Source organism: Arcanobacterium haemolyticum DSM 20595, assembly GCF_000092365.1.
Taxonomy (GTDB): Bacteria; Actinomycetota; Actinomycetes; order Actinomycetales; family Actinomycetaceae; genus Arcanobacterium; species Arcanobacterium haemolyticum.
The window spans coordinates 97955-121241 of the sequence record NC_014218.1; the positions used below are offsets into that span (position 1 = coordinate 97955).

The following is a 23287-nucleotide window of genomic DNA, read 5'->3' on the forward strand; positions in this document are numbered from 1 at the left end:
TTTACAGATCCTGAGCAAAGTTACGTTGGGCGTGTGCGAAATAGCGTTGAGCGAGGATGCCTAGCAGAAGTCCGATGGCAAGAACGGTGAAACTCCTAGCTAGGAGTTCAGATGGCAATTCTGCTCCGGTGAGGGTGCCTTGCTTCCAGATTCCTGCTTGGAAATCTGATACGGCGATCGTGATTGGGTTCCAACTGTAAATCGCTGCGATTGTGGAATTTGCTGCGTTTTTGACCATCTCGAATGAGTAGACAATAGGGCTGAGCCACATGCCAATCAAAAGGCCAACTTCTACAAGATATTGGGTGTCACGCATACGAACATTGACAGCTGATAGCCAGAGAGCTAGTGCTGATCCCCACACAACAAGAATAGCTACGCCAATAGGAACATAGATAAGGAACGGGACAATGAGGATGCCGCGGATAAAGAACGCGCCAGTTAGGAGGACGATTAACTGTGCCCCGAAGTTGATGAGCGCAGCCCCAGCGGCTGCAAGTGGGAAGATCTCACGAGGCAAATAAACTTTTTTGATGATTCCGCCATTAGAAACGATGGAACTTGTTCCCATAGAGACGATTTCATTGAACAGTGCCCAGGCGGTAAGCCCCGCGAACACGTAAACACCAAAATCAGGGATGCCGCGTTCTGCACCAAGAATCTTACCGATGGCGAAATAGTAGATAAAGAGTTGCACGAGGGGGCGGATGAGGGTCCACGCAAACCCAAGGAAAGAATCTTTGTATTTGGATTTTAATTCCCTGCGAACTAAGAGCCATAGGAGATTTTTATGTTCCCAGATCGTGATCCATGAGGGAATCATTCCACTCAAGAAACCGGAATCCGGTGAAACGCTCCGCATTTCTTGGCTGGCAAGACGTTCGAAACGTTGCTGGGCGGCCGTGGTTGGCGCTTTGCCGGAGGTATGTTCTCGCATGGCATCCAATCCTAGGTAATAATCTACTGAGATTAATAGTAATGCTCGATAGAGTAATAGTAATGCTCAATAGGGGATGAAATATAGGTGTGGCTCTAGACACGGTAATATGTCCCAGCAGAACCAATAGGTAATCGACGGTAGCATTGCACACAGTACTATGTCTGTCTCTAGTGCGGAGGAAATCTCAGTGAGTGTACTCGTTATTATTAACGAAGGTGAGGCTCTATCACCAGCGTGGAAGAAAGCGCTTCCCGAAGATGCGATCATTCGTGAGGCTACTCCGAAAGGCGTTGGAATGGCGCTGGATCATCTTGAACCTTCCAGTGTTCTGATTGTTCTTCCTGGTCAGCGTGCTGTTCGTAATGGCGGTATAGCAGAATTAGTAACATCGGGTGTTGCTTCGGCGCTAGCGGGAACTAACGTCGCGTATGTGGATTCTGCTAAAGATATGCCGATTGTTAGTACGTCCGCGCCCATATATTTCTTCAATTCTGAGCATGTGCATCACGCAGGTGGCATTGATACGTCGTTGTCCGCTCAGGGTATTGGTATGGATATTATGTATCGCCTAAATAGGCGAGGTGAGAAGGTTACGTGCACGGTATCGCGGCAACTTTCCGCTTATTCTCTTGCGCCGATTACGGATTATCTTGATGTGGTTTCGCGAAATATGGCGATAGAAGAACAGATGGCTGAATTGGCGCCTCTTTATCTGGGTTTGGTTTCGGTCCCGTTGGAAGGAACGGATACGGATGCGCTTGACTTGCAGTTATCGCCGGGGAATGACGACGACGAATTTCTTTCCGTTTCTCCACAAGCACTCGATGGTGCTCGTACATTGCACATGTGGAGTGCCAGCTTCGGAGAAGCCCGTACTGCTTTTGAGTTAAATGAAACAATGGCTCGTATTCCTGATGGAGATCTTGCTGGCCGCGATGCTTTTATTCAAGAGATGTGGGATGCAAGTGGAATCACGCCAGAGAAATCGTGCTATTTGCATAATCTTTTCCATGTTTCACGTGAAACTGAACGCCGTTGTGTTATCGCCGTGTCCTCTACAGATACTCACTCTGTAGAGCGCGTTATGCAGATTTGTGAACATACGCAGGCGTCCATCGTCGTCTGGGATGTGGCTACGCGCCGCGTGCTTACGCCTGAAAACGGAAAGCTTGTGGAAACGTCGATCGAAACTCAAGAATTAGTCAACGAAACGTTACTCATCCTTGTTGGTACGCAAGCGCGCCAAGTGCCCTGGATTGCGCAATATAAAGGCATGGTTGTTGCTGATATGACTACCGTGGATCTGATTTCCGATATTCGTCTGGACCCCACGGGATTCGGTGCCGATTTCCTTGGGCCACGAAGCACCATGTGGGGTGAAACGTTTAGCCGCGCCGATCGGATCGTGGTTTCAGATAGCGAACAACGCGATCTCTACTTGGGCTTCATCGCTGGTTTAGGGCGATTGAATCCTATGGCGTACGACGAAGACCACTCCTACAGTAACTTGGTAGCCGTTGAAAACGGGGTGGAGCAAATCGAATCTGTACTTTCGCAACCACGAAAGTCACTCGATACCGTGAAATCTGTTGAACTCTTTGAAACAACTCCGTACGGAGAACTGGCAAAACGGAAGTTGTCGTTTACTGATGGTGTAAAGAGCATTGGCTCAGCCGCTGCTGGCGTGATGAAGAAAGTGATACAGAAATGACTAAAGTTTCAGTAATTCTTGTGAATTTCCGCGGTAGTGATGACACGATTGCTGCCGTCGAACACCTGCGCGCATGCGATTGGCCCAAAGAAGATCTGGAAATCGTTATTGTTGAAAACGGCTCCGGGGATGGTTCGCTGGAACGGCTTCAGCAGGCTGTTGGTAACGAAGTCATTGTTGATGCGGGGAAGAATCTTGGGTTTGCTGCGGGGTGTAACACCGGCGTCGCTCATTCTTCAGGCGATATCGTTGCGTTTCTGAACAATGATGCTCGGCCGGATAGCCAGTGGATCAAAGAAGCGGTGAAGGCGCTCGAATCGGACCCGTCTATCGGCTGTGTTGCCTCCAAAGTGCTTGACTGGGGCGGGCACAAAATCGACTACGTCGATGGTGCCTTGACCTGGTTTGGTATGAGTTACAAGCAACAAGTTGAACAAGAAGATCAAGGGCAATGGAACACCCCGAAGAACGTCCTCTTCCCAACGGGTGCAGCAATGTTTGTGCCTCGTGCAATCTTTGACGAACTTGGCGGGTTCGATGAACGATTCTTCATGTTCTATGAAGATGTTGATTTCGGGTGGCGCGTAACGCTCGCGGGCTACGACGTCCGCTACGTTCCCACCTCAGTAGCGTTCCATCGCCATCACGTTTCCATGAACAAACACGGGAAATTCAGGGAAAACTACCTTCTTGAACGCAATGCGCTCGCGTGCCTATACAAGAATCTTGACGACGAACACCTCCAAGCGGTTTTCGCTGCAACTTTGTTGTTGACGAACGAACGTTCTGCTGCGCGCGTTGAAAAGCACTCTACGATGGATGCTTATGATGGCGGTACGATAAGCAAGGATGCGGCAACAGGCCCATACGCTATTGCTTGGTTCACTAAACACATGGATTATTTCCGTGCTCAACGTGAAAGCATCCAAGGTGCCCGTAAACGCACGGATGCAGAGATCTTGCGCCTCATGCGAAATGCATATGAGCCGCTTTTCTCTTTCCCCAAGTATCTTGATCTGTACGAAAATCTGACCAAGCATTTTGGCCTGTTCGATACCTTCTCGAATCAATCTAAAGTTTTGATCATTACGGATGATTCGATTTCAGAGAAGATGGCTGGTCCTGCTATTCGTGCGTGGGAAATGGCTACGCGCCTCAGTTTGACGCACGATGTGCGCCTTTTCTCCACGGCTGGCACCGCTAAAGCTCAGTCTCCTTTGTTTGAGGTTCTCAGTGGTAGCGAAGCCGTGTTCCACGGTTTGACGGACTGGGCTGATTTCATTATTTTCCAGGGTTTTGCCCTGGAGAAGGCGCCGTGGTTGATGGAATCGTCGAAGGTTATCGTTGCGGATATTTATGATCCGATGCACCTTGAACAGCTTGAACAGGCCAAGGATTTGGGGCCGCAGGGACGAAAAGAAACGATTCAAGCTGTGACCGACGTGCTCAACCGTCAGATCGCCAGAGCGGATCTGTTCTTGTGTGCGTCAGAAAAACAGCGCGCGTTCTGGATGGGGCAGCTGGCGGCTATGGGGCGTTTGAATGCTAATCTTCTTGATGGAGTAGAAGATCCGCGTTCGTTGATTGAGATTGTTCCTTTTGGCTTGAACGAGGAACGACCAACGCAGGATTACCATGCGATTAAGGGCAAGGTTCCGGGCATTTCGCTTGATGATAAGGTGATTTTGTGGGGCGGTGGCGTATACAACTGGTTTGATCCATTGACCTTGATTCGCGCCGTTGATCGTCTTGCTAAGAAGCATAACAATGTTCGTTTGTACTTCTTGGGCGTTAAGCATCCGAATCCTGGGGTTCCGAAGATGCGTATGACTCAAGAAGCGATGGATCTTTCTGATTCGCTTGGTTTGACTGGCAAGCACGTGTTCTTCAACCACGATTGGGTTGATTACAACGATCGGCACAACTATCTGCTTGACGCCGATTGTGGCGTGTCTACTCATTTTGAACACATTGAAACGCAGTATTCGTTCCGCACCCGAATTTTGGATTACTTGTGGGCTGGTTTGCCGATTGTGGCAACGAATGGGGATTCCTTCGGTAACGTTCTTGATTCGGAGAAGATTGGTGTTTCGGTTTCGCCTGAAGACGTCAACGAACTGTCCGATGCGTTAGAAAAAGTTTTGTTCGACGACGATTTTGCTCGCGTTTGCCGTGAAAACGTTGCGCGGTATTCGGTTCGGTTTGAATGGAACAATGCGCTGGCCCCGCTTTTGAGGTTTGCTCAGAATCCTCGGCGTGCAGCAGACATGAAATATATGACTGCAGGGCATTTGCCACAGAGTTTCTTGGGGTTTGTGAAGGTGAAGTTTAACCTGTTGCGTGACGTTAAACTGGTAGCCTCACATTTGAAGGCCGGTGGGCCAAAGTTGCTTATTCATAAGGTGCAATCCCGGTTGCGGAAGATGCTTCCGTAAATGATGGGCGAAAAAGGATGTAGACGATTGTCATTATCTGATTCTGAACACAAAATTGATGGGTGGAATGAAAAGCTGGCCGATCAAACGTGGCTTGTTATTCCGCTTTACAACGAAGGTCAGGTTATCTTCGACGTTTTGGACAAGGCCAAACGCGTCTTTCCGCGTATTGTCTGTGTTGACGATGGATCGTCGGATAATTCAGTAGAAGAAGCCCGCCGCGCAGGCGTGGCTGTTGTTCGGCATCCAATCAACCTTGGCCAGGGTGCTGCGTTGCGTACAGGGCTCGATTACGCCCTTATGCAAGAAGGCTCGGAATATTTCGTTACTTTCGATTCGGACGGCCAGCACCGCGTCGACGACGCTCAACGAATGGTAGTTCGCCTGAAAAATGAGCCACTCGACGTCGTCATCGGATCTCGTTTCCTTGATGGCCGAACGAAACCTGGGACCTTGAAACGAATCGTGTTGAAGATGGCTGTTGTTTTCCAACGCATGACCACGGGAATGAACTTGACGGACGCGCACAACGGTTTGCGGGCCCTCAATCGGCATGCTGCGCAATCTATCGATATTCAGCAAGACCGCATGGCACACGCATCCGAAATCGTATCGGCAATTTCCGCACACAAATTACGCTACGCCGAAGAACCCGTGCTGATTGAATACACCGATTATTCGCGTGCAAAAGGCCAATCATTGTGGAATTCGATCAATATCCTGTCAGATCTGTTGTTTAAGTGAGTGAAAATATGAGTTCTGGACAAATCCTCATCAAAGTCATTCTCGTAACGATTTTTATCGTGTTAGCTCTGGCAATTATTGTTCCTCGTGAAAGCGCTCGTGGATTGGCCATCCGGCGAATTTCCTGGCTGTTAGGTATCTTTTTGGCGATTATCGCTGTTATCTTCCCATCGATGACCGATCATGTAGCTAATTTTGTTGGCGTGGGCCGGGGTGCAGATCTGATTTTGTATCTATCGATTGTGTTCTTTATTGGTTTTGCGTTCGCTACGGGGAGTCATATGCGAAAGTTAGATCGCAAGTTGACGTTGCTTTCGCGTAAATACGCCCTGCTTGAGGCTGAACTTCGCACAGATAATCACCGCCTTGGAGAATGATGAACAATGACAGCGATCGCACAGAAATATAAAGAATCGTATAGCCGGTTTTACCTGTGGTTCTTAGGGAGTGGCCAGTACTGGGTGCTTGGATTCCTCATCGTCGCAACGATGCTGTCGTATCGGGCACGGTATGCCGCGACTATGTCGCCTTTTGACGAGGCGACGTATCTTGATTCCATTCTTTCTTTGCCCGATAACATGATCGCTCAACGTGGTGAGTTCTACGGGGATGATATTAGGGAGAAGTTTGCGTGCGACGGCGTTTACTACTTCGGAACTTCTGGCCCCCCATGTGGAGGAGACTATTCTGAGGTTGAGCGTTTTCCGCAGTATGGAAAGAATACCGCCGACGCTTACACGCCGATCTTTTTCTGGGTAACGTGGGTTTTTGCTCGAGTTTTTTCGGTTTTTGGTATCGATATGATGGTTGGCGCTCGCTTGGCCATGATTATCTACGGCACGGCCGCGTTCCTGGTTCTCTACAAGACCATGCGTATGCTCAACGTTCCTATTGCTGTTGGATATACAACCATTGCTTTCGCTCTGACATCACCGTTTGTGTGGTGGACGTACACGTTCGTGACAACCGATTCAACCGTCTTGCTTATTGGTGCTCTTGCTTTGTTTGTGACTATACGATTCTTGCAAGGAGCTGGAAGTTTGTGGCCGCTGGTTGCGGTTGGTGTGCTTGGCATGGCGCTCAAGATCACGAATATTTTAGCTATTGGTTTGGCTGGTTTGATCGTGCTGATGTACGTTGCTTTTGAACGGTTCAGTTCTGATTCTTCTGCGCAGAAGCTACCGCTTCGTTCCTGGCTTGTTCCAGGTCTCGTGTCAGTTTTTGCTGCGTTAGGAACACATGTAACCTGGGAAGTTATTCGCCGTTTGATTGCGCTCGGAGATTCTCCAGATCAAGGTATTTCAATGGAGCGAAATACTATTGGTGAATTGATCAATCAAGCCCAATCAGGTTTTGGATCGTTGGTGAGCAACGGGCACGGAGAGAGCATATCCTCCCCCTTTTCGTTCCTGATTTCGCGTTTCCTAGTCTTTTTAATCATCGCGGCGGTAATCGGAATGATGCTGAAGAAACCGGCATCTCAATTAGAGTTTGCGCTAGCGTGGGCTACAGGAATCGCGGCAGTAATATTCTTGCCGATCTTATTTATCATTGTGCAACGGCTTGTGCTGCCATTCTCGATTCCAGCGCGTTATGCCGCAGCGATTCTCCCGGCGATGTTCTTATGTGTGGGGCTGTCGATTAGATGGGCAGGTGCCCGATGGCTTATGGGCACAGTTGCGGCAGGAGCGTGGATCTACGTGGTTTTCAGCGGGATGACGTACCTGTAAACGTTACTGTTTATTTATAAGGTAAGTGAGGCGATCGACGTCGTGGCGCAAGATAGCAATTTCTTCCGTTAAGCGGCGTCGATCTTCTTCTAACTTACTTACGGTAAAAGCCTGATGGATTTCGACGAACACGAGCACCGCCATAACAACAAAGAAAACCATGTTGGATGGGACATCGAAGCCTGCAAAATCGGCAATTTTTGTTAATCCGCTTGGCCACAGAATAAAGATGATGGCCAGAATATCGAGGCAGAGCCAAAGCCAGACGTATTTTTCTTTAATCACGCGGTGGCGGACGAACCGAATAAGCTGAATACCGATGAGTAACGTAGCAATGAGAGAAATAATCTGAATGGTGGTCATTATTATGCTTTCCGGCTTCGGCTCATTAACGCGATGCCAAGTGCGAGTGTTGCTCGAACAAGATAAATTGCTGCTTTGATTGGAGAATGAGATGGCGTACCTGCAGTTCGTGCATGCATTTCAACACCAATTTGTTTAACCACAAGGCCAGATTTAATACCTAAAACAAGTGCTTCGATCGTATCGCCAAGATATTCTGCAGGGTAGTTTTCACTGTAAAATTCCAGTGCTCGCCGTGAATAGAGTTTGAATCCGGACGTTACATCTGTGAGCTTCACTTTGGCAAGGCGGCTCATAATTTTAGACATAACAACCATTGCCCACCATCGTGGCCCACTTGCGGTGTATGTTCCAACGCCAGCGAAGCGCGCGCCGATAATAACATCGGCTCCTTGCTGAGCTTCCGTGAGCATCTGGGCGATGTAACGCGGATCGTGTTGGCCATCGGCATCAACCTGGACCGCATACGTGTATCCTTTACGAACCGCATACCGGAAACCTGCACGCATTGCGCCGCCGACGCCAAGATTAATCGGTAAATCGAGGACTGCTGCTCCTGCTTGAGCCGCTACTGTGGCAGTGGCATCACGAGACCCATCATTAACAACGATGCAATCTGCAAACGGAACATGCGTTGTAATCGCATGAATAACATCAGTGATTGATTTTTCTTCATTCCAGGCCGGAATAATCACAAGGAGTTCGTTATGAGTCAAAGCTTTACCTTCCATACTGTGGGAAATTCTACACCAGGTTAGGCTAAGAGAACGAAGTCATATAGTGCACTCGCGATAAGATTGTGCGAGATGACGTAAAAGTAATAATCGGTCACTGGCAGCGAGGAGAATTTGTATTAATGGAGATTACTACACACAGTCGTTTCGCGAATACTGCGCAAAAGATGCGTAATCCGCGAATCCTTGCTGTTGTCTGTTTACTTGGCCTCTTGAGTGCCGGTTTTTCTTGGATCGTGGCATCACCGATTGGAGGTTCTCCCGATGATGATTTCCATATGGGGTCTATCTGGTGTCCTCGCCCGGCAGGTGAGTCATGTGCATCCAAAATGGTTGATGGCACTCTTCGAGTTCAAGTTCCAGAACCTGTTGCCCTAGCTACAGAATGCCACGCGTTCAAAGAAGCCCAACCTGCAAGTTGCCCGCGAGAATTATCAAATGACAAGCTAGCATTCACGTATCGTTACGATGAGGGGAATTACCCCACCACATATTATCGTTTCCATCATTTACTTATTTCTCATTCTGTAGCAGATTCTGTGATCTTGATGCGAACAGTGAATTTCCTGATCGCCGTTTTTCTTCTTGGCACAATCGGTTGGTTATTGCGGCCGGAGCACCGCCCAGCGTATGTATTCGCCATGCTCGGCGCATGGGTACCCATGGGTTTCTACTTCCTTACCTCGATGAATCCAAGTGCATGGGCGATTACAGGAGTTTTTGCATACGCAACAGCAATGTATGCGGCTTTCTTTGCAGAAGGTAAGCGCCGTTGGGGGCTCTTAGCGTGTGCCATTATTGGCGCATTCATGAGCTTTGCTTCCCGTGGAGATTCTGCGTTCTATATTTTTGTTGTAACTGCAGCGTTGCTCTGGGCAATCAAGATTAAACGATCTGATTGGCGTTTGTGGAGCTTAGCTGGTGCGTTGAGTATCTTCGGTTGTTACATGATGCTTGGCGGTGGCCAAGCAAACATTGTTGCCAATCATGCCACTGTTTCAGATAACTTCATCGGTAGTGTTTTGAGAACAACAATGGATCTTCCGCGATACTTTGCTGGATTTGTGAGCTTTGGCTATGGTCCAGGATGGTTTGATGTTCCACTTGATGTAACATTCCCACTCTTGGCTCTCTTTGCGTCAGGTTCTTTGCTTATGGCGGGCTTCCGTAGAGGAACATGGCGAAAGTGGATGGCAGTGTTGATGATCGCAGGTGCCATGTGCGGTATTCCAGTGCTTATCGTGGCAGTTGGTTCTTATCCGCATCTGGGGCCATACCAGCCCCGGTATATGTTGCCTTTGTTCGCTGTACTTTTCTTCTTCCTATTCGTACTGAGTAAAGAACGAATCCGTATTCTCGATTTCTCACAAAAAGTGGTTCTAGCAGGGATTCTTTTTATCGTTAATTCCTATACGCTTCACGCAGTGTTGTGGCGTTACGTTTCAGGAGCGCAAGGAATACGTCCAGTTAATATTGATGCTCACATGCACTGGTGGTGGGATATTCCAATTTCTCCAATGGGTGTGTGGTTCGTTGGTACAGTTGGCTTCCTGATAGCTATTGTGGCTGGGATGCTCTTATCCAGAGCCCCGGAAGAAAAAGAGGTTCTTGCGAATCGTGAAGTATCAGATTCTACGCTCGCGGTCTGAACGTAAAATTGTTGAAAAATGAATAGCGATGCCTAATAGAGGCCCGAACGTTAATGTACTGAGCGTTCGGGCCTCTAAGCTGAACGGAAGTAACATGAGCACGAAGCTTACCGTTGCTGTGGTGTACCAGCCTAGAAGGCATGCTTTGTAATTAGTGAGGGCAATGGTGATGGTTCCGCCTAAAACAAGAAGTGCAAGAAGCGTTGCATCCACAATCAATATTCCCAATATCATGCCTGTGGAACGGTAACTCGCACCAAAAACAGCATGCATGATCGTGGGTCCAATCAAGGCAACGATAGGGGAAGCACACAAGGCGAACCCTGATAATCCTAAAAATAACGTGCGCGTAGTTGACCGACGTTTTTCGGGATGAGTGACGTAGTGTGCAATGACTACTGATTGGAACGCGAAAATAGGCACCAGTAAAGGGGCACGAGTAATAGATACGGCCATCACAAGATCTGCTGAATTCTTATACTCGTCAAGCGAGGTCGTGAGCGCCATAAGTAGGGGGAAACCATTGATGAGTAGCGCGGTGGCGCCACTGGCAGCAAGTGCGAGTCCGATCTGACGTGTCATTTTTTTCCACGATACGCTCACTAAGAAGTGACTCGATCGGCATACCTGAGGATGTAAAAAGAACAAAAGCCAGAGAGCGAAAGCGATCACGGTTGCAATTTCGAACCGTAACGTCGTTGCTGCAGTTAGAGCCACGAGAGTTATGAACGTGAGGCGCCCAAGCGCTTCACAAGACGTTATAGAAGCAAACAAGTTCCAGTTTTTATTTCCGCCAAGAACTCCCAACAAGCTGACTTGGCCAGCGTAAAGTGTAAGCCCACACGCGATTAAAAGTGAGGTGAATGCGGCCGGATAATCTGTTTCTAAAACATGAGAAAGCAACGGAGAGACGGCTAAAAAGGCAAGACTTGCCAGAACGCCAATGGAGATCCCAAGAATCAGTGGACGTACTGATTCTTCCTTACGCGATATGAGGCTTTCGTTCGCAACAGCGCGGGTGACTTCTTGCTGAATTCCCGAAAGAATGCCTGTAATCAGGAAGAGCGTGGACCAGAACGCCAAGAAAATAGCATTATCTTCGGCCGTAAGTGTACGTGCCGTGATGATGAGAATAGAAAATCCGCTAAGTGCGGCAAAAATGGCACCGACCGATACGATTGCACTTGACTTAGGGGTTGTCGCTTCGGCCATGATACCTCCATTGCTAGACTTGGTTTAGTTTATCGTTGATGAAGGAATATGCAATGGTTATCGATATTATGGTTCCATATTGGGGCCGCGTTGATTGGCTTGAAGAACTAGTTTCTTCGGTGAAAGCACAGGATTGTGATCACTGGCGTCTTGTTATCATCGATGATTGTTACCCTGGAGATGCTGCTAAAAAATTCATTGACCAATGCGACGATGATCGAATCTCATACATACGCAATGAAGAAAATATTGGCCTGGCAAAGAACTTCCAACGATGCTTAGAACTATCATCTGCTGAATACGTTGTTATTCCTGGATGTGACGATCGGTTCTTACCCAACTACATTTCAGCGATGCAACGCACGATAGCGCAGGAACAGCCTGACATTGTGCAACCAGGTGTGAGAACCATTGATGAAAACGGCACAGTCATTTCCGGGCTAACCGAAAAAGTAAAGACTCTCATCCAGCCCAAAGATAGCCACTTATTAGAAGGCGAAATTGTTGCAACATCCCTCATGCGTGGGAATTGGCTTTACTGGCCATCTTTGATGATTAAACGAGAAAAAGCATTAGCCCACGGCTTCCGTGATTTCTTCATCATGCTAGATCTAGGCCTTATCGTAGACATGATTTTAGACGGAGCACGCTTATACGTTCTTGAAGAAATATGCTTCGAATACCGCCGTTCCGCATCGTCAGTATCAGGAAAAACAGCCATTGACGGGAAACGCTTCGTTGATGAACGTGCGTATTTTGCGCTCGTGGCTCGCCTTTTTGCGGAAAAAGGATGGAAAAAGGCAGCCCGTGCCGCACGTTTCCATATCACGTCGCGTATCCACGCAGGATTAAGAATGCCGAATGCTCTTATTCACCGTGATTTTTCTGGAATGAAAATGATCCTCGATCACCTTATCCGATAAACAACGGTGAGTGAACAGCGCAACTGGAGCGAACGTCGCGTCAATCCACATATAGTAAAATAAACCGTGAGAACACAAGGGAACGCAAGTACGCGATGCCCAAAACGTGTGGGGAGCACAAGAATCTATGGCGTTTATCAGTATCATTATTCCGGTCTACAACTCGGAAACATATCTAGCCCACTGCTTGGATAGTATCCATGCCCAATCATTTACAGACTGGGAAGTGGTGCTGGTGGATGATGGTTCGTCGGATTCATCGCCAGAATTGTGTGATCGATATGCGGAAAAAGATTCGCGTTTCACGGTGATTCACCAAGCCAACACAGGTACAAGCGGTGCGCGCAATGCCGGAATCGCTGCTGCGAAAGGTGGATACGTAACGTTCGTCGATAATGACGATTGGTGGATTGATTCTAATTGTTTGGAAAATATCTATCAAAAACTGACATTGCATCCGGTAGATATTTTGTGCCATAACAGCCTGTTGGCATCAAGTGGCGGCAAAGATATTGACTATGGGGAAGAAACTCATTATGCAGAAATAATTGATTCGTTATCAACCCCCGATGCGATAAAATTCCTGGTTGATAAAGACGTTTTAACGCGCGCAGTTTGGACTAAAGTGGTGCGGCGTGAATTGCTGGACATCCATTCAATCGAATTCCCAACCGGAATGAGAAATGAAGATACAGATTGGAGTGCGAAGGTACTAGCGTATTGCACATCGATCGGTTGGATTGATCAAAAGTTCTATGCCTATCGCGTAGGGCATAGCTATGCGCAAACAGCCCACAAACTTGCTGTTTCGTCCGTAAACGATTTACAAAAAATCATTGAAGAAAATCTTCTTATTGCAGAGCAGCTTGACGCCGAAAAAGGCGAAGCTCTAAAAGCCTTCTTGGCTTACCCTCTTTTCGTTTGGGCAGGCCAAGCGTCAGCGTTGTCTCTCTTTAAAGATGGAGATCGTTCAAGGAAGGCCTTGCGTGCCAAAATGCCGCACATATTCGCACACTGTAACACCCCAGTTGTTCGAATAGCGGGAATGATGGCACGCATTTTCGGTACCGCGTTTACAGCTAAAATGCTAGGGATTGCATTCAAGAAAAAGTATCCACAACACAGCTGATCCACTTAAGTGTATTAAATGGTCATATAAGGCCCGAAATCGATCAGAGCGGCAGCATGGTTAACTCGTTCATTTTCGGGTGGGATAGTCATGTAATCGCCGTACCCGCGAGTTAAAATTGCATCCACATCGCGAGGAAGCATCACAGTTATATCGTCAAATGGGACGCGCTGTGCGGGAAACATTTCTTCCAGAGAAGCAGACCAGCGTTTGGGATCGCGGGTAGAAAAGTCACCGAATAAGGTGGAGCCAGAATTTTCATACTGGCGTGCTGCCCGTTCCCACTTGCGAACTAATGCTTTTGGTGTGATACGGGTGGACTTGATGCCCCAATGGATCACATGGGTAGCTACAGAAACTATGGCTTTTACTGGCCTAGGGAGAGAAAGCTCAGCGTGTGGGGTTCCTTGAAGGTACAAGAGACGACCCCAGAACCATGTGGCGCGTGACTGTTTCGCGAACTGCTTTGGATGCGAGGGAATTGGATCCAGTGGAAAAAGATCAATGCCAAGCGGGATAGGGAAAGACCTATTTGCAGCTATTCCAGGAATAAAACGACTACCTTTAAGACCTAGCACACCGAAAGTCTTGGGGTAATCAGGGTTGGTACGAGAATCCATAACAACGAAGGCTTCGTTCAGTAGCGCAGGGGCTTCAGTGAAAAAACGATCATAATCTGCACGAGGCATGCAAATGTCGATGTCATCATCCCATGGAATCAAACCCTGATGTCGTACGGCCCCGATAGCTGAACCGCCATAGACGACATATCTTAATTGAAGTTCGGTGCAGATGCGGTCAAACTCAACAAGAGACAAGCGCATGGCTTGCTGGATTTTGCTTAACATTTTAGGATCATAAGCCTGATTAATCACTGAAATTCCTTAAGATTGATGAGTTGAGCGGTTTAAACGCGAGGGTGCTATTATCGTTTTCCAATCAGAGGTTGCTGCAAGAGTAGTTCCGCATAGGATAATTACACAGCAGATCATCTGGAAGGCAGTAGGGATAGTACCAAATATAATGAACGCAAAGAGTAGCGCCCAAGCTGAATAAGATATATTGGCCGCCATAGCTCGAGAAGCTCCGATGGTGTCTATGGCTCGATAATAGAACAGATAAGACGCAGTGCCTGCTAGCGCCGCGATGCCTATGACTACGGTCCCCCAGCTAAATGTTGCGTGAGAGATAAAAGGCAATGTTCCCATCAAAGGAATCACTACCAGAAGATAAGTTAACGCTGATGTTGTCTGTCTGATGTGCAAAGCGGTTTGATTATCAACAGCCTCATTGCGCATTCCCCAGGCAAGAATAACTGCTTCTGATCCCCATCCGAATACACACGCGAGAGCTGCAATTATTCCTATGAGTGTAGAACCTTCAGCAGTAGTTGACGAAGACCAGCCAACTGCAATGATCGCACACAAGGCTACTACTAAAGCAATAATCTGTTTGAAAGACATCCGTTCTTTTAGGAATAAATATGCGAGAAAAGTGCCAACCGCAGGGTAGAACGTGGAAATGATTGCGGTGAAACCTGGGCCGATATGGTTAATAGCAATTAGGTATCCGGTCATTCCTACTGGTCCGCCAAGAATGGCTGCGATCATAACTGCTCGGCCCGAGTGGCTCTTAACAGCGTTATATGTGTCTGTTAAGCGCCTGCGAACTCCCATAAACGCAAGAAGTAAGAGCGCGGCAATAGTGTCATGGATTGCGGCGCTTGCCAAAGCAGCATGTGGTGAGGACAAGAAAGGGATTATCGTAAAAGCGATTCCCAAAATGACAGTGTCAAGGCCCCAAAGTGAGCCAGATAAAATTCCAAATTTCACGATAGGCTCTCGATTTGCGTGTTGGCAGATGCGAATTCGTATGCTGCCAAAGCTGCATCAATATATTGAGAGGCATAATGGTAATAGGTGAGTAACCATTCGCCTACGTCATCGCCTTCGGCCTCTTTGAGTAAAGCCCAAACATACCAACACCACCCAGCAAAAACGATATATGCCCAGAAGTGTCGGTGTTCTTCTGCCGTAGGAGTGCGCCCAAAATAGTAGGACAGTGCTTGATCGGCTCGGACATCTCCGAGCTCTTCAGAACAGACAACCATTGTGCCAAAGTCGGCGGCTACGTCAGACATTCCTGCATACTCCCAATCGATAAGATCGATCTTTCCGGAAGGGGCAACAAGGAAATTCATTGGAAAGAAATCATTGTGGCTTGGAACGACGGGGAAAGCGTCTGCATCCGCATATTCTTTGAGGCGGAAAACTTTTTCTTTGAGCTCCGCATAGCCGGGAACATCGATTGGTTCGAATTGTTCAAGAAGTTCTTCGTAGCGTTGCGCCTCTTTGATAAAATCGAATTCCCGATCGAGCTTGATGTCAGATGTGTGTAGATTGCGTGCCATCATCATGGCTTTTTCGAGTTCGTCGTCATTTGTGACGTCCAGATTTCTCACTTCAGGTAGATACTGCGAAATCTTCCAGCCTTTGTGCGGATCGCCTGTGATAAACGTGGAGTCCAAACCGAGTTTTTTAGCTGCGTTCAGAGCGGTATGTTCTGCCTGCCGATCGACTATCTTGTTCGTTCCCACTCCGGGGTGCCGGTAAACATAGTGTTTATCTCCAACGGAAAAACGGCAAGAAAGGTTAGTGAGACCCTGTTTCAATGGTTCGAATCCGCGAATTTCTGATTTATCGCAGTCAAGGGCGGACGCAATATTATCGAATACTTCTGAATCGACATTTTCAATAAAGTGAGGATCGAATTCACGAAGTTCGTCCACAGAATCGAACTCATTTATAACGCCATCGGGATACTTTCGGATGACCATGTGAAGATCTTTGATGTGATCTAAATAGATAGATTCCCACAGCTTTGATGCTGTTTCGGGCAAAGTGTAGACGTCTTCTAAAATTTCACAGAATTTCTCTGAGAACTGCTGATCGAAATATACGTGCCCGAGCATAGTCCAGGCATTTTCTCCTCCGATCGTACATCCGGTGATACGCCCTCCGCTACCAGTTTTTATACACCATTCATTTGTTTGGCCGTGTACGTAAACAGCTGAGTAGTACGCTTGATATACGTGAGAATCGAATGGGTTTTCTGCAAAGTAGTTGTCGGAAGAACAGATAAAAGTTCGTGCTAGTTTATCGCGCACTAGCCACAGGGAACCATTGTTGTTGCGGGTTGTGTATTCCTTATTAACGACGATTTTTACTCCATATTTCTTCGCTAGATAGAAGAAATATTCTTTTTTGTATCCAACGACGACGGTGATATCCGTAATCCCCGCTTCGTGAAGTTGTTCGATTTGACGTTCGATGAGCACTTCTCCTCGGACACGGAGTGTGCCTTTCGGGCGTTCATAGGAGATTGGAGCAAAGCGGGAAGAAAGTCCAGCTGCCATAATGATCGCATTGTCTACTTTGTAAGGAGTAAGAGCTACACGGCCTGCATCCGTGATGAGACGGTCGCGGATTAATCCTTGTTCTGTCAACTCGCGAATAGTGGTGTTTACTCGGCCGAGTGAAAGCCCGGTATAGGATGCGAGTTCGCGTTGAGTGAGTGTCTTATTTTCTCCTGTAAGCACGTGGAGTATGTCGAATTCCGCGGCGGTTAAAGTTTTACGCATAACAGTCGTCCCCCTATGGATCACCTATGTCGTGTTCAAATCTACACTATGAAGTGAATTAATTGAACAAGGAGATTCTGTTTTATGTGTGAAATAGAATGTAAAGGAATTTTTCGCTTATAAAAGCGAACCGCAAATGTGTGCATACACCCGCGCTTGCCGTGGCCACGTGAACTCAGTGATGAGTTCCTGGCTGGCGCGTGGGCGCGTATGTGCCAAGATGTTCCGCAGGCCAGCGATAAGGGCTTCCGCAGATTTTTCGGAACAGATCTCAACTGGTGCTCCGCGTTCTGCCAACATGGCGGCGCCAGCAACAGGGAACGTGACAACCTGCCCGCCTTCAGCCAACACTTCCACTAGAGTTGTTTGGAACCCTTCAGAAAGAACTGTGGGATTAACTAACGTTGCCCCGCGTAACCGTTTCCGAACCTCCTGTGGGGCAACTCGCCCCGGTACGGAAATAACCTGCTCAAGCCCACGTTCTGCAACGATACGCTGAGCATCCGCAAGTTGTGGACCGTCACCTAAGATTTCGGCGTCGATATCGTAACCTTCGGTACGTAACCGGGCTACGGCGTCGATAAACGTATCCCAACCTTTCCCCGCAACCATGCGTCCCACGAACACAAGGTGAGTGGAACGATCCGGAGTGTGCGGACGCAGTTGTGGCGGTGTGATCGCGTTGTAGAAAACGGACGCGTCCACGCCGGAAAGTTTCTTAACAAATGTGGTAACTTGCTCGGAAACTCCCAGTACTTTATCCGCGTGACGCAACGTGTAGCGTCCCAACGTGAGGTCCACAGTGCGCGAACCAAGCCAAATAATCGGATTCTTCGTTGCTACAAAACCACTCCCGTGTTCGGTATGTATTACGGGAATTCCCGCGCGTTTCGCGGCACGAAGCCCCACGAAACTCATGGGGAAGAAGCGAGTGTGGGTAGAGACGACCTCGATCGCGTGAGCTTTGAGGAAACGCGCCAGTTTTCGTGTGGTTCCGAGGCCGGGAGTGCGGATGATATCCGAAATATTGAAATGGCCTTGGTGGGTGATGACCGTAACGGAACCATCGCGGCGAGTAGCGGTTGGCCCAGCAAGGTTGATTACCCAAACGTCATGCCCTAAATCGGCCAAACTATGCGCTAAATTTTCTTCATGGTACTCGATCCCGCCCACCATCGGCGGATAATTATTCACGATCAGCGCTATTCTCATGACACTAAGTGTAGCGAAAGTCGGGCGTGAATCTACTGGGGGCAAACGCGGTTTAGGGAGAGTGAGCGCCTAATTTAAGGAATGTAAAATATGGCGCATCTTTGCCTATCGTATAATGTCTTGATTAATATGGAAATATTCCGTTAGATTTGAATGATGCGTGATAAGAATATCTCTCTGCGGCAAAATATGGTCTGGAACTCTGCAGGGTCTATGACACGATTAGCCTGTAATTATCTCATAACGATTGCGGTTGTTCGTCTTTCTTCTGGATTTGATGCGGCCGGTTCTTTGGCGCTTGCAATGTCAATTTCGAATGTGATTTGGCCACTTGCCGATTTTCGGCTCAGAACTGTGCAAATCACTGATGTACATAATGAACATTCGTCTGGTGAATATGTCGGTTTACGAATTCTGACTTCACTATTTGCTGTGAGTGTTGGCTTAATATATGCACTTGTGACAGTGGCATGGGAATCGATATTTGTCATCTTTTTGTATTGCATATACACAATAGCAGTAAATTTCATCGAGGCTTTCCATGCGATCGATTGGCGCCACAAGCGTATGGACATTTCAGGCACGTCATATATGCTGCAAGGCGTATCGAACCTTACCGCGTTCTGCTTGGTGTTGTGGGGAACCAACTCTTTGATACTGGCTATCGTTTCACTTATTGTGACAACGGTGCTGGTGGGTGCGCTTTATGATATGCCGCGTTCGGCCTACTTCGAGCCGATCACCCCGAGTATTGAACTGCGTTCCGCGGTCAAGACTTTACTAGTTCTGTCCCCGCTCGTTTTTGCGCAAGTCTGTAGCGCTGCTGTACTGACGATCCCCAAACAGCACCTTGAGCTGATCCTGGGTTCTTCTGCGCTCGGTATCTATTCTTCTGTGGCTTCGCCAGTTGTTATCGTTCAAATGGGCGCAACCTATGTGTATAGCCCGTTAATGGGTGAGTTTGCGGAACGGTTCGCCAACGTGAAGAGTTCCGGGCTGGAGCTCTTGCGGAAGACGGCCGGGATCGTTATTGCGGCAACAAGTTTCGTATCTGTGACCTTATTGGTTGTTGGCGATCCCATTTTGAAGCTGATGTTCGGACAACAGATTGGAGAGCACACGTATCTGTTGCAACCAGCAATTCTCTGTACGTTAGTGACCGCCGCAGTGTGGTTTATGAACGATCTTCTGCTGGCCATTCGTGACTATCGAGGCGCGTTTGTTGGCAACGCTGTAGCGGCGCTTGTTGCCGTTACGATTTCCTATCAGTGTGTTATGCGGTTTGGTATGAATGGCGTGAGTTGGGTAGGCGTCATTGCTTACGGTGTTGGTTTGCTTGTGATGGCAGTTTTCTTTGTTCTTGATTACCGTAAAATGACGGACCCGCCGGTAACCTTGCCTGAAGATCTGAAGGAGTGATTGCGGATGCGGGAGTGCGTTCTGAAAGGCACTCCCTGCATCGCGTAGCAGTTTAGGTATTGCGCGGTTTACTCCCCAAGCACGATTGAGGCAGCTACCTGCCAGCGTTCGTTCCACTCACCGATTGGTTCAACCCCGATCGCGGTGAGTGCATCGTGGCCGAGTGCTGAGAACGATGGGCGCTTGGCTGGACGATCGAAGGCTGCTGCGGTGGTTTCGTGAACCATGTCAGGGCTCTTGCCAACCGCACGCATGATTTCCTTGGTGAACCCGTTCCACGACGTCTGCCCCTGGCTGGTGCCATGGTAAACCCCAGACGGCGCTTTAGCGTCAACAAGGCGCACAATCAGATCTGCTAAATCAACAGTCCAGGTAGGCTGGCCGACTTCGTCCACAACCACCTTGAGGGTTTCGTGTGTTTCGGAAAGGCGAACCATGGTTTTCGGGAAGCAGTTTCCGAACTTTCCGTACAGCCACGCGGTGCGCACGATCAAGAAATCGTTAGTGTAGGTGCGTACTGCCCATTCGCCGGCTGCTTTGGTGCGGCCGTAGGCGGAGACTGGATCCATGGGGGCTTCTTCGGTCCATGGGGTTTCGCCGTCGCCACGGAACACGTAGTCGGTTGAGATATGGACTAGGCGGGCGCCGATTTTCGCGCACTGGCGGGCCAAGTTCGCGGGGCCAGTTGCGTTGACGCGGAACGCTGTTCCTTCGTTTTCTTCGGCAGGATCAACTGCGGTGAACGCGGCACAGTTGACGACGACGTCGACGCCCTGCACAACCTGTTCTACCGAGTCCATCTTGGTGATATCGATATCGTCGATGTCTACTGCGCGAACGTCGTGGCCATCTTCCTTAATTCGGGCCACAAGATCAGTTCCGAGCATTCCTTTAGCGCCAACAACCATCCACGTCATTGCAGTAGATCTCCTCTATGTTTTTGATCATTCTATAAATTGATCTTACATGGAGTTGGCAATAGAGAGTAAAACTAGTCGGCAGATACTTTTTTAGCTGGGGTTCGGTCCATTGATCTTTATCTAGAGATAATCCATGCCGGATCGCCAGAACGTAACCTACCATTTTTCTTCTGCTCTTCTACCATCTTATCGACTTGATCTATAAGGGAATGTGGATCGGAGTGGCGCCCAGTTCTAACGATAATTTGTATGGTAGATGGGAAGGCATTAGTTCAAAGTAGCGTTTTTCCGTTTCTCCTTCGACGGCAAGCAGATAGATCTTTTTGATGTCCCGCTTAGGTCGCTTCTCTCTTGTTAACCGTGCCATCTCAGTAATTCCTTATTCTTTTTCAAGAAAAATACTAGTTGATAGGAGATCGGGCTGTACGTGAGGCACACCGCCGAAGCGTCCGTCAAGGTAGCTACGGCGTACATCTTTATCGGCACGGATACCTTCATAATCTGTGAGTGCGATGAGTGTTGATCCTCCAGATATGCTTTTCTCCACGATCCATATTTCATCTCGGCGGAAAATATCCAGATCCATAAGCATAAGGTCGTGTGTAGTGAAAATAAGCTGAGAACGTGAGTTTTTATGGACATTTCGCAAATAAATACTTACAAAAGCTATCGCGAGTTGAGTGTGGAGGCTTCGATCCAATTCATCAATGATGAGGATGTGTCCTTTAGAAGACGGGTGTAAAAGACGTTGAATCCATGGTGCTACTGTTCCCACAATGTAACGGGTGCCCTCAGACTCTTCGTCCCAATCGAAGGCTTCTTGCCGGCCATCGCTTGTTGTGTGAGTAAGTGAAATTTCACTACCTGAGATTTCACCGTTTGATTCGCGCGTGAATTCAAGGAACTTTCCGTTGATGTTAGCTTGTATTCGATTTCCCTCAGTGAGATCATCGAATAAGCCGTCAATGGCGATGGGCTGGGGATCAATATCTCTGATCACAACATCGGAAATTCCTGCACCGATGAATGGGAGCCATGCCCCAGCCTTTTTAAGTGTTTCTAAACCCTGTGGAATTGGATCATTGCCCGATGTTGGGTTAATGAAGTGAACACGCTTGAACCATTGAGAGACCTTACGGATCGCACTCAAGTTTCCAGTATTCGTACCCCATTCGGACGCAAAACGTGCAATGGTTGATGTTGGAGAGACGCCTTGAAGTATTGCGTTCTCGATCGGCCCTAAATCAGATTTAACTGAGAGTCCTTCGCGAATGAATACGGCTTGTTCGTCTCCGTTGCTCATGATTTTCCACAGTTTTTCCGAATGGATTTTATCTGCCGTATAAGAGAGGAAATAGCGGTAGATGATGTCATCGTCTGCAAGGAAAAGAAGATCAAATTCAGTTGGTTCAGTGCCAGATTTTTTATCGAGTTTAAATGGCTTGTACTTTAGTGCTTCTCCTGGTGAAGTAGGTTTTAAAACCAGTTCTTGCATGCATTTTAGGGCGCGGAATAGGTTGGTCTTTCCTGAAGCGTTTGCACCATAAATGGAAGCGGTTGGCGTGATGAATTTGCGGTATCGCTTGCTTAAATATGGGAGACGGTCACGGTATCGTTGTTCACGAGTAGCAACCATGTTGAGAGACTGTTCTTCATGGAATGAGAGGTAGTTTTTTACCGTAAATTCGATGATCATAGGGTTCTCCTCATGGATGCGATAATGTTGTCATTATATGTTGAAGTGGAGAAAATTTCACATCTTTCGCGTAATATTTGTAGTGTAACTATCCCCAAGGAGGATCCATGCTTATCGAACCATTATCAATCGAGGGTGCATACCGTATTACCCCAAAACAGTTCCCGGATTCACGCGGCCTGTTCCTTGAAGCTTTCAAGCAGCAGACCTTCGTTGAAGCTGTTGGGCGTGAATTGGACGTTCAGCAGGTCAACACATCCGTTTCTAAAGCTGGAACGGTTCGCGGTATTCATTTCGCGGAGATTGCCCCGTCGCAGGCAAAGTACGTGATGTGCCCACAGGGCGCTCTTCTTGATTTTGTGGTGGATATTCGCGTGGGATCCCCAACGTTTGGCCAGTACGAATCGGTTTTGTTGGACGACGCCGATCGCCGTGCAATCTTCATTTCTGAAGGCTTAGGCCACGCATTCATTGCGTTGGAAGACAACACGGTTGCCACCTATCTCTGCTCAGCACCTTACGCTCCCGGGCGCGAACACGGCGTGAAGCCAACGTGTTCCACTTTGGGTATCGAATGGCCAACTGTTGATCGCCACGGGAACCCGATGGAACTCTTGCTTTCCGAAAAGGATACGGCGGCTCCAGGCTTGGGTACGGCAAGCCGTATGGGTTTGCTTCCAACTTATGAAGAAGCGATGGCGTTCGTGAACTCGCTCAAGAAGTAACAGCAGTTATTTTCCTATAAAAATGCCCCTACTCTAGGTAGACTGGGGGCATTTTTAATATATGGACGACAATAATGACATTATTTTGTAGGGTATATAAGTCAG

General features: G+C 48.1%; 20 protein-coding genes. 10 read left to right on the forward strand and 10 right to left on the reverse strand.

The features are described 5' to 3' along the window. Nucleotide 1: 1 nt before the first annotated feature. Nucleotides 2-937 (reverse strand): ABC transporter permease, encoded by a 936-nt coding sequence (locus ARCH_RS00360; protein ID WP_013169332.1) that lies wholly within the window; start codon nt 935-937, stop codon nt 2-4. 190 nt (nt 938-1127) lie between these two features. Between ARCH_RS00360 and ARCH_RS00365 the strand changes: the two genes are divergently transcribed. From ARCH_RS00365 to ARCH_RS00385, 5 genes are read left to right on the forward strand one after another with little or no spacing between them, the layout of a single operon-like run. After that, the gene (locus tag ARCH_RS00365; protein WP_013169333.1) at nt 1128-2651 is read left to right on the forward strand and encodes a hypothetical protein; all 1524 of its coding nucleotides are present in this window, start codon (nt 1128-1130) and stop codon (nt 2649-2651) included. Beyond that, complete coding sequence (locus ARCH_RS00370) at nt 2648-5086, forward strand: glycosyltransferase (RefSeq protein ID WP_013169334.1); 2439 nt, start codon at nt 2648-2650, stop codon at nt 5084-5086. The genes ARCH_RS00365 and ARCH_RS00370 overlap by 4 nt, the downstream gene beginning before the upstream one ends. Nucleotides 5087-5113: 27 nt before the next feature. Further along, nucleotides 5114-5830: a glycosyltransferase family 2 protein gene (locus ARCH_RS00375; protein WP_013169335.1), complete on the forward strand. Its 717-nt coding sequence runs from the start codon at nt 5114-5116 to the stop codon at nt 5828-5830. An 8-nt stretch (nt 5831-5838) separates the two neighbouring features. Then, entirely contained in the window at nt 5839-6207 is a 369-nt protein-coding gene (locus tag ARCH_RS00380; protein ID WP_013169336.1) for a DUF2304 domain-containing protein, read from the forward strand. Nucleotides 6208-6213: 6 nt separating this feature from the next. Then, nucleotides 6214-7560 (forward strand): glycosyltransferase family 39 protein, encoded by a 1347-nt coding sequence (locus ARCH_RS00385; RefSeq protein ID WP_013169337.1) that lies wholly within the window; start codon nt 6214-6216, stop codon nt 7558-7560. A gap of 3 nt (nt 7561-7563) precedes the next feature. Here the strand turns inward: ARCH_RS00385 and ARCH_RS00390 are convergent, their stop codons facing one another. Further along, nucleotides 7564-7923: a DUF2304 domain-containing protein gene (locus ARCH_RS00390; RefSeq protein WP_013169338.1), complete on the reverse strand. Its 360-nt coding sequence runs from the start codon at nt 7921-7923 to the stop codon at nt 7564-7566. Nucleotides 7924-7925: 2 nt separating this feature from the next. Further along, a complete protein-coding gene (locus ARCH_RS00395; RefSeq protein ID WP_013169339.1) occupies nt 7926-8654 on the reverse strand; it encodes a glycosyltransferase family 2 protein in 729 nt (242 codons plus the stop codon). A 125-nt stretch (nt 8655-8779) separates the two neighbouring features. Here ARCH_RS00395 and ARCH_RS00400 point away from each other — a divergent pair, with 125 nt between their 5' ends. Next, nucleotides 8780-10306 carry a DUF2142 domain-containing protein gene (locus ARCH_RS00400; RefSeq protein ID WP_013169340.1) on the forward strand — a complete coding sequence of 509 codons (1527 nt, stop codon included), beginning with the start codon at nt 8780-8782 and terminating at the stop codon, nt 10304-10306. On the opposite strand, the gene ARCH_RS00405 is transcribed toward ARCH_RS00400, so the two are convergent. After that, complete coding sequence (locus tag ARCH_RS00405; RefSeq protein WP_013169341.1) at nt 10283-11518, reverse strand: MATE family efflux transporter; 1236 nt, start codon at nt 11516-11518, stop codon at nt 10283-10285. The two genes, ARCH_RS00400 and ARCH_RS00405, sit on opposite strands and share 24 nt — an antisense overlap. Before the next feature lie 53 nt (nt 11519-11571). Here ARCH_RS00405 and ARCH_RS00410 point away from each other — a divergent pair, with 53 nt between their 5' ends. Next, a complete protein-coding gene (locus tag ARCH_RS00410) occupies nt 11572-12441 on the forward strand; it encodes a glycosyltransferase family 2 protein (RefSeq protein WP_013169342.1) in 870 nt (289 codons plus the stop codon). Nucleotides 12442-12568: 127 nt separating this feature from the next. Continuing rightward, entirely contained in the window at nt 12569-13570 is a 1002-nt protein-coding gene (locus ARCH_RS00415) for a glycosyltransferase (protein ID WP_013169343.1), read from the forward strand. A gap of 14 nt (nt 13571-13584) precedes the next feature. Here ARCH_RS00415 and ARCH_RS00420 read toward each other — a convergent pair whose 3' ends face one another. The 4 genes from ARCH_RS00420 to ARCH_RS00435 all read right to left on the reverse strand — a co-directional run bounded on the left by ARCH_RS00420 (nt 13585) and on the right by ARCH_RS00435 (nt 18422). Next, complete coding sequence (locus ARCH_RS00420; protein ID WP_013169344.1) at nt 13585-14445, reverse strand: LicD family protein; 861 nt, start codon at nt 14443-14445, stop codon at nt 13585-13587. A gap of 9 nt (nt 14446-14454) precedes the next feature. Continuing rightward, the gene (locus ARCH_RS00425; RefSeq protein WP_013169345.1) at nt 14455-15402 is read right to left on the reverse strand and encodes a DMT family transporter; all 948 of its coding nucleotides are present in this window, start codon (nt 15400-15402) and stop codon (nt 14455-14457) included. Next, entirely contained in the window at nt 15399-17210 is a 1812-nt protein-coding gene (locus ARCH_RS00430) for a phosphotransferase (RefSeq protein ID WP_013169346.1), read from the reverse strand. The genes ARCH_RS00425 and ARCH_RS00430 overlap by 4 nt, the downstream gene beginning before the upstream one ends. A 117-nt stretch (nt 17211-17327) precedes the next feature. Further along, entirely contained in the window at nt 17328-18422 is a 1095-nt protein-coding gene (locus ARCH_RS00435; RefSeq protein WP_013169347.1) for a glycosyltransferase family 4 protein, read from the reverse strand. A gap of 213 nt (nt 18423-18635) precedes the next feature. On the opposite strand from ARCH_RS00435, the gene ARCH_RS00440 reads away from it, so the two are divergent. Beyond that, the gene (locus ARCH_RS00440) at nt 18636-19841 is read left to right on the forward strand and encodes a lipopolysaccharide biosynthesis protein (RefSeq protein ID WP_231957971.1); all 1206 of its coding nucleotides are present in this window, start codon (nt 18636-18638) and stop codon (nt 19839-19841) included. Nucleotides 19842-19909: 68 nt separating this feature from the next. On the opposite strand, the gene rfbD is transcribed toward ARCH_RS00440, so the two are convergent. Together rfbD and ARCH_RS00450 are read right to left on the reverse strand one after the other, a co-directional pair. Beyond that, nucleotides 19910-20758: a dTDP-4-dehydrorhamnose reductase gene (gene rfbD, locus ARCH_RS00445; protein ID WP_013169349.1), complete on the reverse strand. Its 849-nt coding sequence runs from the start codon at nt 20756-20758 to the stop codon at nt 19910-19912. Nucleotides 20759-21140: 382 nt separating this feature from the next. Further along, nucleotides 21141-22457 (reverse strand): AAA family ATPase, encoded by a 1317-nt coding sequence (locus tag ARCH_RS00450; protein WP_013169351.1) that lies wholly within the window; start codon nt 22455-22457, stop codon nt 21141-21143. Between the two features lie 107 nt (nt 22458-22564). Here ARCH_RS00450 and ARCH_RS00455 point away from each other — a divergent pair, with 107 nt between their 5' ends. After that, on the forward strand, nt 22565-23182 hold the full coding sequence (locus ARCH_RS00455) for a dTDP-4-dehydrorhamnose 3,5-epimerase family protein (protein WP_013169352.1): 618 nt from the start codon (nt 22565-22567) through the stop codon (nt 23180-23182). Nucleotides 23183-23287: the final 105 nt, after the last annotated feature.

Bases quoted from the DNA above. Each gene is read 5' to 3' on its own strand.
- ARCH_RS00360 (WP_013169332.1), bottom strand. From the start codon at position 937: ATGCGAGAACATACCTCCGGCAAAGCGCCAACCACGGCCGCCCAGCAA.
- ARCH_RS00370 (WP_013169334.1), top strand. From the start codon at position 2,648: ATGACTAAAGTTTCAGTAATTCTTGTGAATTTCCGCGGTAGTGATGAC.
- ARCH_RS00380 (WP_013169336.1), top strand. From the start codon at position 5,839: ATGAGTTCTGGACAAATCCTCATCAAAGTCATTCTCGTAACGATTTTT.
- ARCH_RS00385 (WP_013169337.1), top strand. From the start codon at position 6,214: ATGACAGCGATCGCACAGAAATATAAAGAATCGTATAGCCGGTTTTAC.
- ARCH_RS00390 (WP_013169338.1), bottom strand. From the start codon at position 7,923: ATGACCACCATTCAGATTATTTCTCTCATTGCTACGTTACTCATCGGT.
- ARCH_RS00395 (WP_013169339.1), bottom strand. From the start codon at position 8,654: ATGGAAGGTAAAGCTTTGACTCATAACGAACTCCTTGTGATTATTCCG.
- ARCH_RS00400 (WP_013169340.1), top strand. From the start codon at position 8,780: ATGGAGATTACTACACACAGTCGTTTCGCGAATACTGCGCAAAAGATG.
- ARCH_RS00405 (WP_013169341.1), bottom strand. From the start codon at position 11,518: ATGGCCGAAGCGACAACCCCTAAGTCAAGTGCAATCGTATCGGTCGGT.
- ARCH_RS00410 (WP_013169342.1), top strand. From the start codon at position 11,572: ATGGTTATCGATATTATGGTTCCATATTGGGGCCGCGTTGATTGGCTT.
- ARCH_RS00415 (WP_013169343.1), top strand. From the start codon at position 12,569: ATGGCGTTTATCAGTATCATTATTCCGGTCTACAACTCGGAAACATAT.
- ARCH_RS00430 (WP_013169346.1), bottom strand. From the start codon at position 17,210: ATGCGTAAAACTTTAACCGCCGCGGAATTCGACATACTCCACGTGCTT.
- ARCH_RS00435 (WP_013169347.1), bottom strand. From the start codon at position 18,422: ATGAGAATAGCGCTGATCGTGAATAATTATCCGCCGATGGTGGGCGGG.
- ARCH_RS00440 (WP_231957971.1), top strand. From the start codon at position 18,636: ATGACACGATTAGCCTGTAATTATCTCATAACGATTGCGGTTGTTCGT.
- rfbD (WP_013169349.1), bottom strand. From the start codon at position 20,758: ATGACGTGGATGGTTGTTGGCGCTAAAGGAATGCTCGGAACTGATCTT.
- ARCH_RS00450 (WP_013169351.1), bottom strand. From the start codon at position 22,457: ATGATCATCGAATTTACGGTAAAAAACTACCTCTCATTCCATGAAGAA.
- ARCH_RS00455 (WP_013169352.1), top strand. From the start codon at position 22,565: ATGCTTATCGAACCATTATCAATCGAGGGTGCATACCGTATTACCCCA.